Consider the following 15,211-nt stretch of genomic DNA (forward strand, 5'->3'; position numbering starts at 1 on the left):
CGAGCCGAGGAGCCAGGCTGCCGACCGAGGACCCAGCCGATCGGACGGTGCTGGATTGGGCCGAGTGAGCCGGACCGAGTCGAGGTCGAGTCAAGCCGGGCCGTGCCGAGGCGGTGGACCATGCCGAACCGAACTGGTCCTAGCCGAGCCGGACTTGACCGCGCCGGGTCCGTGTACGACAGGACCGCGCCGCACTGGGGCGGACTTTGTCCATCCAATCCAGAGCGAATGACGAAAAGAGCAGGACCCGGCCGCAGCGAGCCGGTAGGACCGACCCGCTAGCGATCCGAGTCCGCTGAGCAGAACCGAGCGGAAGCGGCTCGAGCGAACGGTCGAGGACCCGGAGCCGGGAGGAGACGAGTCGCACTAAGTGGCGCTGAGCAAGCCACGCCGCGTAGGTGAGGCAGACCAGGCGAGTCGAGTGAACCGAGTGGCACTGGACCGAGCCGGGGTGAGCACAACTGGACCTCTCAGGCGCAGCGGATCAGGCGGGGCTCAGGAGGAGATCGGACGAGTTGCGGGAGTCCTCGAACCTGGGCCGCAGTGTTGCGCTCGCCGGTGACCGAGTTGATCTGGGCGGGCCGAGCGTTATCGAGCTCGGCACCGAGGGCCGCCACTAACCCGTCGAACAGAGACGCGAACCGGCTGACCGTCGCCGCCCTGAGGCGGGGCTAAGCCGGTGCAGTGGGTGAGCCGAGTTGGGCTGGGCGGATCGTCGGCCGGGTGTAAATCCGGTGGTGTGGGATCGCGTTGAGCATCAGGATCTGGCGATGGGCCTTGAGGTTGTCGTGAGTCGGTTCGGGTTGGGGCGGCTTGAGGCGAAGCCGGTGAGGATGGCCGGCGGGCTGTCCAATGAGCTGTGGCAGGTGCGGACGTCGTCGGGGGTCTTTGCTGTTAAGCGGATGGTCGTCAACGCCGAGCGGCCCGACTTCATCGGCAACGTTGAGGGTGCGTTTCGGGTTGAGCTTGGGGCTTGGAACGCCGGGGTGGCCACGCCTGAGCCGATTGCTGAACCCGGCAGTGGCCGGGCCCTGGTTCGGGTGGACGGTGAGCTCTTCCGCGTGCATCGGTGGGTTGACGGGCGAGCGGCGGACTCGGCGGCTGCGCAGGCGGCGGAGCTTCTGGCAGATATTCACGCGGCCGGTGCGCCTCGGTGGGAAGAGTTCGCGGACCACGGCTGGGACGGCGGGCGCTGGGGTGCGGAAATTGCCAGCCTGGCCGATCGGGTGCGGTCCGCTCCCCTTCAAATGTTGACCGTTGACAGCCACCGGGATCTGGATCGGAAGAACGCGCTCCGGCGTGGGGACGGCACGCTTCTCGCGCTCGACTGGGACGCGGCTGGACCGGTTGGCGCCGTTCAGGAAGCGGTTGCAGTCGCGCTCGACTGGGCGGCCACAGAAGCCGGCGACCCCAGCCCGCACGGGGAGGACGACCGGCAGCGCGGCGCGAGTGGGGTGCCGCATGCGAGGGCGGACTCCGGCGTGCGGCCAGGCAAAGAAGCGCCAGGCAAAGAAGCGCCAGGCAAAGAAGCGCCAGATGTCTCAGCCGCCGGGCAGAACGGAGATCGGCGAGTCTCCGACCGAACCGACGCGTTCGCCGACGCGGTGGCGGCCTACTGCCGGCGGAGCGGCGTGGCTGTCCCCGCGGAACCGTGGGTGTTCGGAGGGTGGGTGGCGGCGCTGGGCGGATGGCTGGACTACAACGCCGACCACCGCGCGGACGAGGAAATCGGGCGAACCGAGATCGCGGCGACCCGGCGCCGACTGCGGGCGCTGGCCGACAACATGGACGCCTGGCTCGACGCACTTGGTCGCGTGTGATCAAGCCGCCTAAGAAGTGCGGGCCACGGCCCGTTCGACGAGCGTCTTGAGGATCTGGCCCAAGTCTTCGCCGGCGGCCTGCACGGCCAGCGGCAGCAGCGACGTCTCGGTCATGCCGGGCGACACGTTGATGCCGAGCACCTGGGGCGAACCGTCCTCGGCCACGATCAGATCGACCCGGGAGAGGTCGCGCAGACCCAGAGCCTTGTGCGCGGCCAGCGCCGTCTCGGAGACCCGGGCCGCCACCTCGGGCGACAACCGGGCCGGCGTGTGCCAGGTGGTCAAGCCGGCCGTGTAGCGCGCCGCGTAGTCGTAGACGCCGTCGCGCGGGACGATCTCGACGATCGGCAGGGCCTGCGGGCCGCTGCCGAGGTCGACGATGGAGACGGCCACATCCATGCCGGGGACGAACTTCTCCACCAGCGCCGTCGAGTCGTACGCGAAACAACCGACCATCGCCGGGGGCAGGGCGCTCTCTTCGCGCACCACCGCGGCGCCCAGGCCGGAACCGCCCTGGGCCGGCTTCACCATCAGGGGCAGGCCCAGCCTGTCGACGATGCGGTCGAGCACGGCCACCGCGCCCAGCTCGGAGAAGCGGTCGTGCGGCAGCGCCACCCAGTCGGGCGTCGGGATGCCGGCCTCGCGCAGCATCGACTTGGCCGACGGCTTGTCCCAGGCCAGGCGGGCCGCCCGGGCGTCGCAGCCGACGTAGGGCACACCGCACAGGTCGAGCACGCCCCGCAGCGAGCCGTCCTCCCCTGTGGCGCCGTGCAGGGCGATCACCACCGCGTCGGGCGGGTCTTCCTGCAGCGAGGGCAGCAGAGTCACGTCGGCGTCGCGCATCTCGGCACTGAGGCCGGCTGCGCGCAACGCGTCGAGCACCCGACGACCCGACCGCAGCGAGACGTCCCTCTCGTAGGAGAGGCCACCGGCCAGAACCATCACACGCACATCGTCACCCACCGAGGAGACCGTACTCATGGAAGAGATCATGCCAAGTCGGGGCCGGGAGCATCCGCGGCGGCCGTGCCCCGGCGGCGCGCGTGCGAGCCGCCGATCGACGGGCCGAAGACCGCGCGCATCGCCAGCTCTTGTTCCATCACGCCGGACAGCCGGCGGATGCCCTCGCGAATGCGTTCGGGCGAGGAGAACGAGAAGTTGAGCCGCATGTTGCTGCGGCCGGTGCCGTCGGCGTAGAAACCAGTGCCGGGCACATACGCCACGCGGGCGGCGATCGCGCGCGGCATCATCGCCTTGGAGTCGAGGCCCTCGGGCAGCGTCGCCCACACGAACAGGCCGCCGGTCGGGTGCGTCCAGCTGGTGCCGGGCGGCATCAGGTCGCGCAGCGAGGTGAGCATGGCGTCGCGCCGCTCGCGGTAGATCTCGCGATACACCTTGATCTGTTCCCGCCACGGCATCGTGGACAGGTACTGCGTCACGGCGCCCTGCGCGAACGCGCTCGGGCACAGGACGTTGGCTTCGCTCATCATCACAAGCTTTTCCCGTACGGCGTGGGGCGCGAGAATCCAGCCGACGCGCAGCCCGGGAGCGAACGTCTTGGAGAACGTGCTCACGTAGAAGACACCCTCACGGCGGCGCGCCCGCATCGGCAGCGGCGCCTCGGACTCGAACGACAACATGCCGTACGGGTCGTCCTCGACCACCAGCAGGCCGGCGCGCTCGCAGATGTCGAGCACCTGTTCGCGCCGCTCATCGGTCAGCGTGACGCCGGCCGGATTCTGGAACGTCGGGATCGTGTAGAGGAACTTGGCCTTGCGACCGGACCGCTCGACGGCGGCGATCGCCTCTTCCAGGGCGGCCGGGATCAGTCCCTCGTCGTCCATCGGCACGTGCTTGACCTGGGCCTGGGCGGCCTGGAAGACGCCGAGCGCGCCCACGTAACTGGGACCCTCGGCCAGAACCACGTCACCCGGGTCGAGGAACAGGCGGGCCAGCAGGTCGAGCGCCTGCTGACCGCCGACGGTGACCACCACGTCGTCCGGTGAGGCGCCATGGATGCCGGACAGCGCCATGACCTCGCAGATGCGTTCGCGCAGGTCGACCGTGCCCTGGCCGATGCCGTACTGAAGCGAGTTGGCACCCTGCTCGGCGGCGAGTTTGTTGAGCATCTCGCCCACCGCGTCGAGCGGCAGGGCGGCGATGTAGGGCGAACCGCCGGCCAGCGACACGACCTCGGGACGACTGGCCACTGCGAACAGTGCGCGAATTTCGGAGGTGGTCATGCCACGCACACGACGCGCGTACCGATCGGTGTAGTCGTCCTGGGTAGTGCCGGTCATGCGGCTTCACCTCGCCGGTTGGTGGGACCGAGTGCCGATGTCCGATCGTAGCCGTGCGATACGACAGAAGCCCTCGGTTAACCAGTCACCTTGCCCGAGCTGGTCCCGTTCATGACTATTGCGGCGTAGGATCCCACCCGGGGCGCTGGGCCCGATGACGCCGAGGGGGATGCAGTGTCGCGACGCCTGGTCAACCTCACGCTGGACACGCTGGGCGACCTGCCCCGGCCGTGCAGCCAGTGCGTTTTCTGGGAACTCGACCCGGTGGCGGCCGAACGGGCCTGCGCCTCGGGCGACCCGGGCCTCGAGAAAGAAGCGTGGGTCTCGCAGACCCTGCTCGAGTGGGGCTCCTGCGGAAAGCTGGCCTACGTCGACGGCATGCCCGCCGGTTTCGTGATGTACGCCCCGCCGGCCTACGTCCCCCGTTCGATGGCCTTCCCGACCTCGCCGGTCAGCGCCGACGCCGCTCTGCTGATGACCGCGCACGTGGTGGCCTCGTTCGCCGGCGGCGGGCTGGGCCGCATGCTCGTCCAAGGCGTCGCGCGCGACCTGACCAAGCGCGGGGTGAAGGCGATCGAGGCGTTCGGCGACGCGAAGTTCGGCGAGGCGGACGACGAGAAGCAGCCCGGTTGTGTCGCCCCGGTCGACTTCTTCCTGTCGGTGGGCTTCAAGACCGTACGCCCGCACCCGCGCTTTCCCCGGCTGCGCCTCGAGCTGCGCACTGCCTTGTCGTGGAAGTCCGACGTCGAGTACGCATTGGAGAAGCTGCTCGGTTCGATGAGCCCCGAGACGTTGCTGCGGCCGGTGCGTCCAGCCACAGCAACGCGCAGCGTCGAGAGCTGATTAGCCCTTGCTCGACAGGGCCATCCGCAGCTGGCGCACGTCGATCGAGCCGGTGGGCACGTCGGCCTCGACCGGGTAGTACATGCGCTGCACGGCGGCCAGGATGGCCTCGACGATCTGCTCGCGGAACAGCGGGTTGACCAGCCGGTCGCGGTCGAGCGGCGAGGTGAGATAACCCAGATCGACCCGTACGGCGGGCATGCGGGTCAGACGCAGCAGCTCCCACGTCTTGGCGTGGATCCGGCAGTCACGCATGCCGGTGCGCACCACGATCTCGCGCTGGACCAGATTGGCCAGCCTCTCCCCCACCGTCGAGCTCAGGCCGCTGCCGGTGCCGTAGTGGTAGGTCGCCACGCCGTCGGCCACCTCGTTGTCGTGACCGTCGAGGTGCAGCGAGATCAGCAGGTCGGCGCCGAGGCTGTTGGCCAGCCCGGCCCGCTCGGCGCTGCTGATCGACTCGGCCGGCTTGGGCCCGCGGGTGAGGTGGACCCGCATGCCGGCCGCGGCGAGCCGGCCCTCCAGGCGGTTGGCCAGGTCGTAGACGAGGTCGGCCTCGCTCCAGCGCAGCGGGCCGTCGGGCACGACGACACCCTGGTCGTCACCGCCGCCGTGGCCGGGGTCGATCACGATGGTCTTGCCGACCAGATTGGTGCCGGCCTGGCGGAACGCCTCGGCCTCGCGCAGCCACTGCGGGCGGCCGCCGACGACCTTGCGACCGAGCTGGCGCAGCGCCTTCATGGTCTGCGGGCCGCAGGAGCCGTCCGAGGTCAGGCCGACCTCACGCTGGAACTGGGCCACCGCGCGGGCCGTGCGGGGGCCGTAGATCGAGTCGGGGCGACCGGAGTCGAAGCCCATCTCGAGCAGGCGTTCCTGCAACGTACGGACGTCCTCGCCGACCAATGCGTCGGGCACCGAGTGGAACAGCGTCCGGGCGCCCAGCCGCCACCGGGAGGCGTCGAGCGCGCCCCACGTCTCGTCGCCGACCAGACCGTCCACGCCGAGCCCACGGCCCTGCTGGAAGGCCCGCACGGCCGTGTCCATGGCGTCGTCGAAGACATCCCCGGCGGACTCGAGCAGTTCGAGACCGACCAGGATCGATCGGATCTCGGCAACGGCCGGGCCGCTGTCTCCACGTCGGATGGAACGCACGCGCGACTCCCTAGGAACGAAGGACGACTCTGGGCAGAGTACTCCGCACACGCCGACGCCCCGCATCCTCGAGGGGCGCGGGGCGTCGGCGGTGAATATCAGATGGCCGATTCGATGAAGTTGACCAGGGCGCTCTTGGGCTTGGCGCCGGTGACCGAGCTGACCGGCTCACCACCCTTGAAGATCGTCAGAGTGGGGACCGACATCACCCGGTACGCGCGTGTGGTCTCCGGGTTCTCGTCGATGTTGACCTGGACGATCTCCACCTTGTCGCCCATCTCTTTGGCGATCTCGGCCAGCAGCGGGTCGACCTTCTTGCAGGGCGCGCACCACTCCGCCCAGAAGTCGACCAGCACCGGCTTGTCCGCTTGCAGCACGTCGCTCACAAAAGTGGCGTCGGTGACCGCCTTACCTGCAACTCCCACTACGACCCTCCAGGTCTTCTTGCCGCGTCTCTTTACAGCTCGACGAATGAGGCGATGAAACGCTCGGCGTCCAGCGCCGCGGCGGTGCCCGTGCCGGCGGCGGTGATGGCCTGCCGGTAGGTGTGGTCGACCAGGTCACCGGCGGCGAAGACGCCCGGGATGTTGGTGCGGGTCGACGGGTGGTCGACCTTCACGTACCCCTCGTCGTCGAGCTCGACCTGGCCCTTGAACAGCTCGCTGCGCGGGTCGTGACCGATGGCCACGAACACGCCGGTGACGTCGAGAACCTTCTCCTCACCGGTCTGGATGTTGCGCAGGCGGGCGCCGGAGACCTTGCCGTCGTGGCCCAGGATCTCTTCGACCACCGAGTTCCACTCGACCTTGATCTTCTCGTTGTTCAGTGCCCGCAGCTGCATCACCTTGCTGGCCCGGAACGAGTCGCGGCGGTGCACGATCGTCACCGACTCGGCGAAGCGGGTGAGGAAGGTCGCCTCTTCCATCGCGGAGTCGCCGCCGCCGACCACGATGATGTGGTGGTTGCGGAAGAAGAAGCCGTCACAGGTGGCACAGGACGAGACGCCGTGGCCAAGCAGCTCCTGCTCGCCGGGAACGCCCAGCGGCCGCCAGGCCGAACCGGTGGAGAGGATCACGGCCCGGGCGAAGAACTGCTTGTCGCCGACCCAGACGGTCTTGAGGCCCTCGGTGCCGGCCTCGGTGGGCTTGTCGCCCAGCTCGACGCGGGTCACGTCGTCGGTCAGGAACTCGGCGCCGAAGCGCTCGGCCTGGGCGCGCATGTTGTCCATGAGCTCGGGGCCCATGATCCCGTCGCGGAAGCCGGGGAAGTTCTCGACCTCGGTGGTGGTCATCAGGGCGCCGCCGGACTGAACGCCCTCGATCACGAGCGGCTTGAGGTTCGCCCGGGCGGCGTACAGCGCCGCGGTGTACCCGGACGGTCCCGAACCGATGATGATCAGATTACGGACCTCGTCCACTGCCGACTCCTCAGTCTGCTCTTCGCCGGGATATCCGCTCGGCGACACTGCACGCTAGAACGCCATGCTAGGCACACACCATTCCCGCCTGCGCGGCCGTGGCTGACCTCACGCGGGTGTTCTGGGGGTGTCGTTCAGGGTACCGGCACTTTGTCGAGCGTGTCGGCGCCCGCGACGCGCGTGCCGCAGTCGGCCCCGACGGCCCAGGCCCACCCGCCGTTGCTCGCGGTGAACCGGACGATCACCGCGGATGCCCCGTCAAACCGGGCGAAATCCACCGTTTGTACGGCGATGACGCCGCCCAGGTTCTCCCGCTCGATCGCTTCGAAGCACTCTTGGAGCGCGGCCTGCCCGGACAGCCGGGCCAGGGCCGGATCGGCGAGGGCGATCTGGCTTCGATCCTGCTCCTTCGCCTCGGACTCGCCGAAGGCCCCGGCGGAGCGGGGTGCGGCGGGAGCCGCGAGGGGCTGAGGCGGCTCGGCGGAGAGGGTGGCCCGGGAGTAATCGGTGCCGGTGTTCAAGATCTGCGGCGCCTGGGCCAGGTCGGCCGAACCGGCGGCGGAACTGGCGGTGTCGTCCGTCTGCGGGCCGCTGCGGCCGGCGAGATAGTCGGCGCCGAACCCGACGAAGGCGATGAACCCGGCGGCGATCGCGATCGGGGTCACCCAGCGCCGGCTGCGGCTCCTCGGCTTCGCGGGCGCGGCGGCATCACCCTTGACCAGCGTCAACGTCGGGGCGCTGAACATGCCGTCGAGCCGGGCGGCCAGGTCGGCCGGCATCGGCTCGGGCTCGAGGCGGCCCAACTCGGCCCGGACGAGAGACACGCCACCGCTCAGCGACTCGTACGCCGCGCGCCACTCGGGATTCTCGGCGATCAGCGTGGCCACCACGGACTCGTCGGGGGTGCCCTCGAGGGCGCCGCCGATGTAGTCCGCCAGCAGGTCGATGTCGACCCCGCTGAACTCGGCCCCGGTCACCTCTGATCCCTCCGCTCGTGCCGATCGGGTCGCGGCGTCGCCGCACCTGGTCCGGATGGGACGGTTTCGGCGGCGTCCTGGTTCCCGCCGGCGACGTGACCGCTGTCTCTCCCCCGCAGATCACCCAGCGCCAGCGCCATCCGGGCCCGGCCGCGGGCGCACCGGCTCTTGATCGTGCCGACCGCCACGTCGAGGATCTCGGCCGCTTCGGCCACCGGGTATCCCTGGATGTCGACCAGCACGATCGCCGCTCGCTGGTCGGCCGGCAGATCGGCCAGCGCCTGCCGCACCACCATCGACGTCTCGTGGTCGACGGCCGGCGCGGCCGGCTCCACACCGGCCGGCCGGTCGTCGGAACGGCTGCCGTCGGGCAGCGGCACTGTCGGGTGGGCCTGGCGGCGGCGGATGCGGTCGAGGGAGGCGTTGACCACGATGCGGTGCAGCCACGTGGTGACGGCCGAGTCACCCCGGAACCGGGCGGCGTTGCGGTGGGCCGAGAGCAGAGCGTCCTGTACCGCGTCGGCGGCCTCTTCACGGTCGCCGATCGTGCGCAGGGCAACGGCCCACAGCCGCTCACGGTGGCGGCGGACCAGCTCGCCGAACGCCTCCTTGTCGCCCTCGACGTGGGCGCGCAACAGCTCCGCGTCGCTCGGCGAGAGGTCCCCGGAAGTCACGCCAGCAATCTAACCGGACGAGGCGAGCGACGGGGGGACCGCCGCTCAGTAGCCGTAGACCTCGATCTCTTGAACGCTGACCTTGAACCCGCTGCCCTCGTCGGCCGGGGGCAGCTTGGTCAGGAAGACCAGCACGTAGCGGTAGGTCTGGTCGGGGTTGAAGACCGAGAAGACCTCGCGAGTGCCGTCGGCCTTGGTCTCGCTGTCGCCGAGCCGCTTGAAGGTCTGCATGATCTTCTCGTCGCCCGCCGAGTTGTCGCCCGGGTCGTCGTTGCCGGTGCGAATGTCCATCGTGGCGCCCGGGTGGGACATCTCGACCTGGATCTCGGACAGCTTGCGGGCCGAGCCGAGGTCGACCAGCACGCCCATGCCCGGCTTGAAGTTGCCGAAGTTGGCCTGCTTGAAGCGCTGGGTCTCCCAGGCCGTGTCGGGGTCGCCGTCGACGGTGTACTTCGACTCGCCGGTGTCCTCACGGCTGCCGTCCGGCGGGTCGACAATGCGCACCATGTCTGCCGTCAGCGCGATCTTCTTGGGCGCGGGGGCGGGAGTCTGCTCGTCGGTGGGCGTCTGGGCGTCGGTGCCGGCGCCGGCCTGGGTGGTGTTGGCCGGCTTGTTGTCGCCCGACGAGCTGATCGCGCGGATGCCGAAGACCAGGCCGATGATCGCGATGACGACGAGCGCGGCCACGCCGACGATGATCTTCGGCGTGCTGCGGGTGGGTTCGGGCGACGTGTTCTGCGTGAACCGCAGGGGGCCGACGTCCTCGTAGTCCTCTTCGGCGGCGTCGAGGCGGGACAGCTCGGCGGCCAGCGCGTCAGCCTCGGGTGCGGCGACCCGCGAGTCGAGCAGGTCCATCGTCAGGTCGTCGAGGTAGGCCGGGATGCCGGCCCGGATCTGCCGGGGCGCGGCCGGGGCGCCGGTGGCGTCGCGGTTGGCGTCGGGCAGCGCGGAGCCGCCGACCTCGGCGTGCGGCCAGTGGCCGGTGAGAGCGAAGTAGAGGATGCCGCCGACCGCGCGGATGTCGCCCTCGACGTTGTCGGCCGAGTCGGCGCGGGCGTCGGCCAGCACGACCCGGCCGTCGTCGCCGATCAGCGTCGTGCCGGGGTGGACGTTGCCGTGCACCATGCCGGTGGCGTGCACCGCGGCCAGGGCGTCGGCGATCGAGTGGGCGATCGCGGTGGCGCGGCCGGGGTCGAGCGGGCCGTCGGTGGCCACCAACTCGCGCAGCGATTCGCCGTCGACCCACTCGCGGACGACGTAGGCGCGGGCACCCTCGTCGATCGCGTCGTAGACGCCGACCAGGTTGGGGTGGATGACCCGGCTCGCGTCGACCGCGGCCTGCAGCATCTCGGCCGCCGAGTCGCCGCCGGGGTAGCGCAGCACCACGGCCACCGGGCGGCGCAGGATGACGTCGATGCCGCGCCAGACCTGCCGGCCGGCGCTGTCGTCGTTGACGTGTTCCTCGAGTTGATAGCGCTCGGCCAGGACCTCACCGACGGTGGGTGCACCGAAAGTCATGACCGGTCCGTCCGCATCGGCCGCGGTCTCGTGGCCTTCGCCGACCTGGGTCACCAGTCCTCCTCGGTGCTCCACGCACGGTTCGCCGTGCTAGGTGCAGATGTTGCTAGCTGCAAATGCCGTGCTCGGTGCGAATGGCGACGTGCGAAGAGCACATGCCGACACCGACCATACCCGCACGGGGCCATCCCGCGGCAGGTCGTCCCCCCGGCGCGGCAAGCATGATCGCCGCGCTGAGTAGTTCCACCGTGACCCCGTGTCGTGCCGAATCCGCTGGTCAGCGGCCGATTCGGCGGCGCACCATCCCGATCACCTGGCTGACTTCGGAGACCCGCAGAGCGAGGGCGGCGCCCAGATAAGCCAGCAGAATCACGGCGCCACCGGCGATCAACTGCACGATCGCCTCGCCGCGGCCGGACGGCGACCCGGCCCCGGGCAGCAGGCGCACGACGAGCAGACCGAGGGCGGCGGCGATCGCGGCCGCGACCACGACCTTGATCAGCGCTACGGCGACCGAGCCCAGGTTCAGTCGGCCGATCTTGCGGCGGAGCACCGCCAGCGAGATCAGCGCCGACACCGCGTACGAAATCGCGTTGGCCGCCGTCATGCCGGCCGCCGACAGCGAAGCCTTGAGCACCTCGGCGAGCACGAAGTAGGCAGCGATGCGGACCGCCACGACCGGCAGGTTGATCAACGCAGCCGTGCGGTTGCCCTGCAGAGAATAGAAGGCGTATGTGCAGAGCTGGCTGATCGACAGCGGGATCACCGCGAAAGCAGCCACCACGAGCACCTTGCCGGTGGCCAGGGCATCGCCGTTGTCGAAGGCGCCGCCTTGGAAGAGCGTGACTGAGATCGGCGCGGCCAGTACGCCGTACACCACCGAGATCGGAGCCAGGGCGACGGTGACGAGCCGGATGGCCCGGCTCAGGTCGGCGCTCACCTCGGCGTGGCGGCCATCGGCGGCGGCCGCGCTCATCTTGGGCAACAGAGCGGTCATGACCGAAACGCCGATGATGCCGTGCGCCATGGTGACCAGCAGGAAGACGTTGTTGAAGGCGAGCACGCTGGCGCTGTCCTCACCGGCGACCCGGTTGAGGATGCGCACGACCACGAAGACGGCGATCTGGTTGGCGGCGACGTAGCAGAGCATCCAGCCCGCCAGCTGACCGATTTCCCTCAGGCCCAGCGAGCGGGGGTCCCAGCGCCACTTCCAGCTGAAGCCGACCTTGCGCAACGCCGGCAGCAGGCCGAGCGCCTGCGCGACCATGCCGAGCAGCAGGCCGCCGCCCATCACCGCGATCTGCAGGCCCGAGACATCCTCGGGCTGCAGGTTCTTGTCGGTGCCGAAGGAGACGATGAAGACGCCGCAGGCGGCGATCACCACGAGGCTGTTGAGGATCGGCGCCCAGGTCGGCGCGGCGAAGTGACCGCGCGTGTTAAGCACCGCGCCGATCATCGCGGACAGGCCGGTGAAGAAGATGATCGGCAGGATCCAGTACGCAAAATCGGTGACCAGCGCGTTGTAGGCCGGTTTGTCGTTGCCGGCCTGGATCCAGGTGATCGCCGGCGCGGCCACCACGACCAGCACCGTCGCGATACCGAGCGACACGACGGCGAAGGTGAGCAGCTTGCGGGTGAACTCCAGGCCGCCGTCGGCGTCGGACTTGCGCCGGCGCACCAGCAGCGGCACGAGAACACTGCTGAGGATGCCGCCGAGCAGCAGCTCGTAGATCTGGCCGGGCAGGAACTGGGCGCTGGTGAAGGCGCTGCCGATGTACGACCCGAGGGTGATGCCGATCAAGGCGTTGCGGACGAAGCCGATGATCCGGCTCACGAAGCTGGCCACTGCCATCATGGCGCTGGCGCTGGTGGTGCTCTGCTCCTCGGGCGGGGGCAGCTGCTCGGGCGGCAGGGCCTGATCCTCGACCGCGGCCACCCCGGGCAACTGGGCGTCGACCGAGATCAGGGTGACACCGTCCTCCGGCCTCGGCGGCTCACCGGCCGGCGCGGCGTAGGCGCTGCGGTAGACGCCGTCCTCCGACCTCGGTGGCTCACCGTCGGGCGCGGCGTTCGCGCTGCGGTAGATACCGCCGTTCACCGAACCTCCCGAGCATCGTGCGGAACTGCAGCCACCATAGAGGTGACGTCACAGACTGTGCCGCAGCAGAGTGCCCGGTTCGGCCCCGGCCAGCGTCTCGACCATCCAGCAGGCCTCGGCCGGCACCAGCGGCTCACTCAGCGCGTCGAGCACCGTCGGATGATCGCAGCCGGCCTCGGTGAGCGCACCGAGCAGGGCCGGAATGGGCCGAAGATCACCGGTGTCCAGGATGTGCCGGGCGATCGGACGGGTGTCGGCGTACCACTGGACGCTGGAGACCGCTTCCAGGTGCGCGGCTGACCGTCGTACCAAATCGGCCAGAAGCTCACGCGGGAAGCGCGAGGAGTGACGGACCTCTTGATACGCCCGGTCCGGTCGGCTGAGCTCGGCGATCGACGCCTCGTCGAGCACCTGCGGCGACAGCACGGCGGGAGTCGGCCACCAGTCGTCGCTGGTGAACAGCGGCAACGGCGCCTGCTCGGGACCGGACGGCTCGGCCGGCGGCACATCGCGGCGCAGGGAGCGGTAGGCCGCCTCGCGCATCGCGGCGATCGAGGGCTCGTCGTCGTCCGGCGTGGGCGGCGCGAACGGCGACAGCAGCGCGACCACCAGGCCCGGGTGCGGCAGCGTGGGGTCTTCCCAGGCTATGACCCGGGCGAACAGATCGAGCTCCCACCAGCGCAGAGCGGCCGGGCCGGCACCGGCGCCGGGGGCCCAGGCGAGCTGGACCGGCTCGCTGTGGGCGGGACCGCGCAGGCCGAGCGTTCGCTCGCCGGTGGCCGGGTCGAGGTCGAGCACGAGCGCGTAGCCGCCGATGACGGGGAAGGTCACGCGCAGCTCGGCGGAGGGGTCGTCGCCGGTCGCGCCGGTCCAGAAATCAGGGTTTTCGATCAGGCGGAGCAACGCCTCGGGAACGGGCACCCGCCCATCCTGCCCGCTGACCTCCCCTGCTGCCACGGCCGATACCCTGGTTGTCCCATGTCTGTGTTGAACACCGCCCAGCGAAACGCGGTCGCCGAGCTGCTGCGGGTCTCCCCCGTCGCCGACGAGCTGGGGCGCCGGTTCGGCGCCGCCGGCCATGAGTTGCACCTGGTCGGCGGGTCGGTGCGGGACGCGCTGCTCGGCCGGCTCGGCGACGATCTCGACTTCTGCACCGACGCCCGCCCCGAGCAGACCCTCGCGGTCGTGCAGGGCTGGGCCGACGCGATCTGGGAGACCGGTCGCGAGTTCGGCACGATCGGGTTGCAGAAGAACGGCCTGCGCCTCGAGATCACGACGTTCCGGGCCGAGGCGTACGACGGGGTGACGCGCAACCCGGTGGTCGAGTACGGCACGTCGCTGCTCGACGACCTCGAACGACGCGATTTCACGATCAACGCGATGGCGGTGTCCCTGCCCGGGCATGTCTTCACCGACCCGTACGGCGGTCTGGAGGATCTCACCGCGAAGGTGATCCGGACGCCGGCCTCGCCCGCCCAGTCGTTCAGTGATGATCCACTTCGGATGCTGCGGGCCGCCCGGTTCGCCTCCAAGCTGCAGTTCACTGTGGATAACAAGGTCATTTCGGCCATGCGGGACATGTGCGCCGATCTGCAGCGGATCACCGCGGAACGTATCCGCGACGAGTTCACCAAGCTCATGACCGGCGCCGACCCGATCGCCGGCCTGCGCCTGCTGGTCGACACCGGCCTCGGTGACCAGTTCATCCCCGAGGTGTCCGGGCTCAAGCTCGAGATCGACGAGCACGCTCAGCACAAGGACGTCTACGAGCACACGCTGATCGTCGTGCAGAACGCGATGCGGCTCGAGGGCGACGAGGGCCCCGACTTCGTGCTGCGGATGGCCGCGCTGATGCATGACATCGGCAAGCCGGCCACCAAGGCGGTCGGGCGCGACGGCCGGGTCAGCTTCCACCACCACGAGGTGGTCGGCGCCCGCCTGACCAAGCAGCGCATGAAGGCCATGAAATACCCCAAGGACGTCACCGCGGACGTGGTCGAGCTGGTCGGCCTGCACCTGCGCTTCTACGGGTACGGACGGGGTGAGTGGACCGACTCGGCGGTGCGCCGCTATGTGACCGACGCCGGTCCCCTGCTGACCCGCCTGCACAAGCTGACCCGCTCCGACGTGACCACCCGCAACAAGCGCAAGGCGGCCAACCTCGCCGCCGACTACGACGCGCTCGAGGAGCGGATCGCCCGGCTGGCGGCCGAGGAAGATCTCGCCCGTGTCCGCCCCGACCTCGACGGCAACGCGATCATGGAACTGCTCGGGGTGCCGCCCGGCCCGATCGTCGGTCAGGCCTGGCGCTTCCTTAAAGAGCTGCGCCTCGACCACGGCCCGCTCACCCGCGACGAGGCCGAGGCCCAGCTCTTCAAGTGGGCCCGCGACAACGGCCACCTGCCGTCCTGAAAC

13 protein-coding genes are annotated in these 15,211 nt (G+C 69.9%); 3 read left to right on the forward strand and 10 right to left on the reverse strand.

What is annotated here, in order from left to right; genetic code table 11:
* Positions 1-734: 734 nt before the first annotated feature.
* Positions 735-1,820, forward strand: coding sequence for an aminoglycoside phosphotransferase/kinase family protein (locus OWR29_RS38690; protein ID WP_267568476.1), 1,086 nt, complete (start codon positions 735-737; stop codon positions 1,818-1,820).
* 9 nt (positions 1,821-1,829) lie between these two features.
* On the opposite strand, the gene OWR29_RS38695 is transcribed toward OWR29_RS38690, so the two are convergent.
* Positions 1,830-2,801: a D-alanine--D-alanine ligase family protein gene (locus OWR29_RS38695; RefSeq protein ID WP_267568477.1), complete on the reverse strand. Its 972-nt coding sequence runs from the start codon at positions 2,799-2,801 to the stop codon at positions 1,830-1,832.
* Between the two features lie 8 nt (positions 2,802-2,809).
* A complete protein-coding gene (locus OWR29_RS38700) occupies positions 2,810-4,120 on the reverse strand; it encodes an aminotransferase-like domain-containing protein (protein WP_267568478.1) in 1,311 nt (436 codons plus the stop codon).
* A 174-nt stretch (positions 4,121-4,294) separates the two neighbouring features.
* On the opposite strand from OWR29_RS38700, the gene OWR29_RS38705 reads away from it, so the two are divergent.
* On the forward strand, positions 4,295-4,963 hold the full coding sequence (locus OWR29_RS38705) for a GNAT family N-acetyltransferase (protein ID WP_267568479.1): 669 nt from the start codon (positions 4,295-4,297) through the stop codon (positions 4,961-4,963).
* Here the strand turns inward: OWR29_RS38705 and OWR29_RS38710 are convergent, their stop codons facing one another.
* The 8 genes from OWR29_RS38710 to OWR29_RS38745 all read right to left on the reverse strand — a co-directional run bounded on the left by OWR29_RS38710 (position 4,964) and on the right by OWR29_RS38745 (position 13,753).
* Complete coding sequence (locus OWR29_RS38710; RefSeq protein ID WP_267568480.1) at positions 4,964-6,112, reverse strand: N-acetylmuramoyl-L-alanine amidase; 1,149 nt, start codon at positions 6,110-6,112, stop codon at positions 4,964-4,966. It lies immediately after the preceding gene.
* 98 nt (positions 6,113-6,210) lie between these two features.
* A complete protein-coding gene (gene trxA, locus OWR29_RS38715) occupies positions 6,211-6,537 on the reverse strand; it encodes a thioredoxin (RefSeq protein WP_267568481.1) in 327 nt (108 codons plus the stop codon).
* Positions 6,538-6,569: 32 nt separating this feature from the next.
* Positions 6,570-7,529, reverse strand: a complete 960-nt coding sequence (trxB, locus tag OWR29_RS38720) for a thioredoxin-disulfide reductase (protein WP_267568482.1) — start codon at positions 7,527-7,529, stop codon at positions 6,570-6,572.
* Positions 7,530-7,663: 134 nt separating this feature from the next.
* Positions 7,664-8,506 carry an RsmA family anti-sigma factor gene (locus OWR29_RS38725; RefSeq protein WP_267568483.1) on the reverse strand — a complete coding sequence of 281 codons (843 nt, stop codon included), beginning with the start codon at positions 8,504-8,506 and terminating at the stop codon, positions 7,664-7,666.
* Positions 8,503-9,180 carry an RNA polymerase sigma factor SigM gene (sigM, locus tag OWR29_RS38730; RefSeq protein ID WP_267568484.1) on the reverse strand — a complete coding sequence of 226 codons (678 nt, stop codon included), beginning with the start codon at positions 9,178-9,180 and terminating at the stop codon, positions 8,503-8,505. The genes OWR29_RS38725 and sigM overlap by 4 nt, the downstream gene beginning before the upstream one ends.
* Positions 9,181-9,225: 45 nt before the next feature.
* Complete coding sequence (locus OWR29_RS38735; protein WP_267568486.1) at positions 9,226-10,698, reverse strand: protein kinase family protein; 1,473 nt, start codon at positions 10,696-10,698, stop codon at positions 9,226-9,228.
* Positions 10,699-10,975: 277 nt separating this feature from the next.
* Positions 10,976-12,796, reverse strand: a complete 1,821-nt coding sequence (gene murJ, locus OWR29_RS38740) for a murein biosynthesis integral membrane protein MurJ (RefSeq protein WP_267568487.1) — start codon at positions 12,794-12,796, stop codon at positions 10,976-10,978.
* 48 nt (positions 12,797-12,844) lie between these two features.
* Complete coding sequence (locus OWR29_RS38745) at positions 12,845-13,753, reverse strand: hypothetical protein (protein WP_267568488.1); 909 nt, start codon at positions 13,751-13,753, stop codon at positions 12,845-12,847.
* A gap of 21 nt (positions 13,754-13,774) precedes the next feature.
* Between OWR29_RS38745 and OWR29_RS38750 the strand changes: the two genes are divergently transcribed.
* Positions 13,775-15,208 carry a CCA tRNA nucleotidyltransferase gene (locus tag OWR29_RS38750; protein ID WP_267568489.1) on the forward strand — a complete coding sequence of 478 codons (1,434 nt, stop codon included), beginning with the start codon at positions 13,775-13,777 and terminating at the stop codon, positions 15,206-15,208.
* Positions 15,209-15,211: the final 3 nt, after the last annotated feature.

Origin of the sequence: Paractinoplanes pyxinae (genome assembly GCF_026626335.1) — a bacterium.
GTDB lineage: Bacteria > Actinomycetota > Actinomycetes > Mycobacteriales > Micromonosporaceae > Actinoplanes > Actinoplanes pyxinae.

Bases quoted from the DNA above. Each gene is read 5' to 3' on its own strand.
- OWR29_RS38695 (WP_267568477.1), bottom strand. From the start codon at position 2,801: ATGAGTACGGTCTCCTCGGTGGGTGACGATGTGCGTGTGATGGTTCTG.
- OWR29_RS38735 (WP_267568486.1), bottom strand. From the start codon at position 10,698: ATGACTTTCGGTGCACCCACCGTCGGTGAGGTCCTGGCCGAGCGCTAT.
- OWR29_RS38750 (WP_267568489.1), top strand. From the start codon at position 13,775: ATGTCTGTGTTGAACACCGCCCAGCGAAACGCGGTCGCCGAGCTGCTG.
- OWR29_RS38700 (WP_267568478.1), bottom strand. From the start codon at position 4,120: ATGACCGGCACTACCCAGGACGACTACACCGATCGGTACGCGCGTCGT.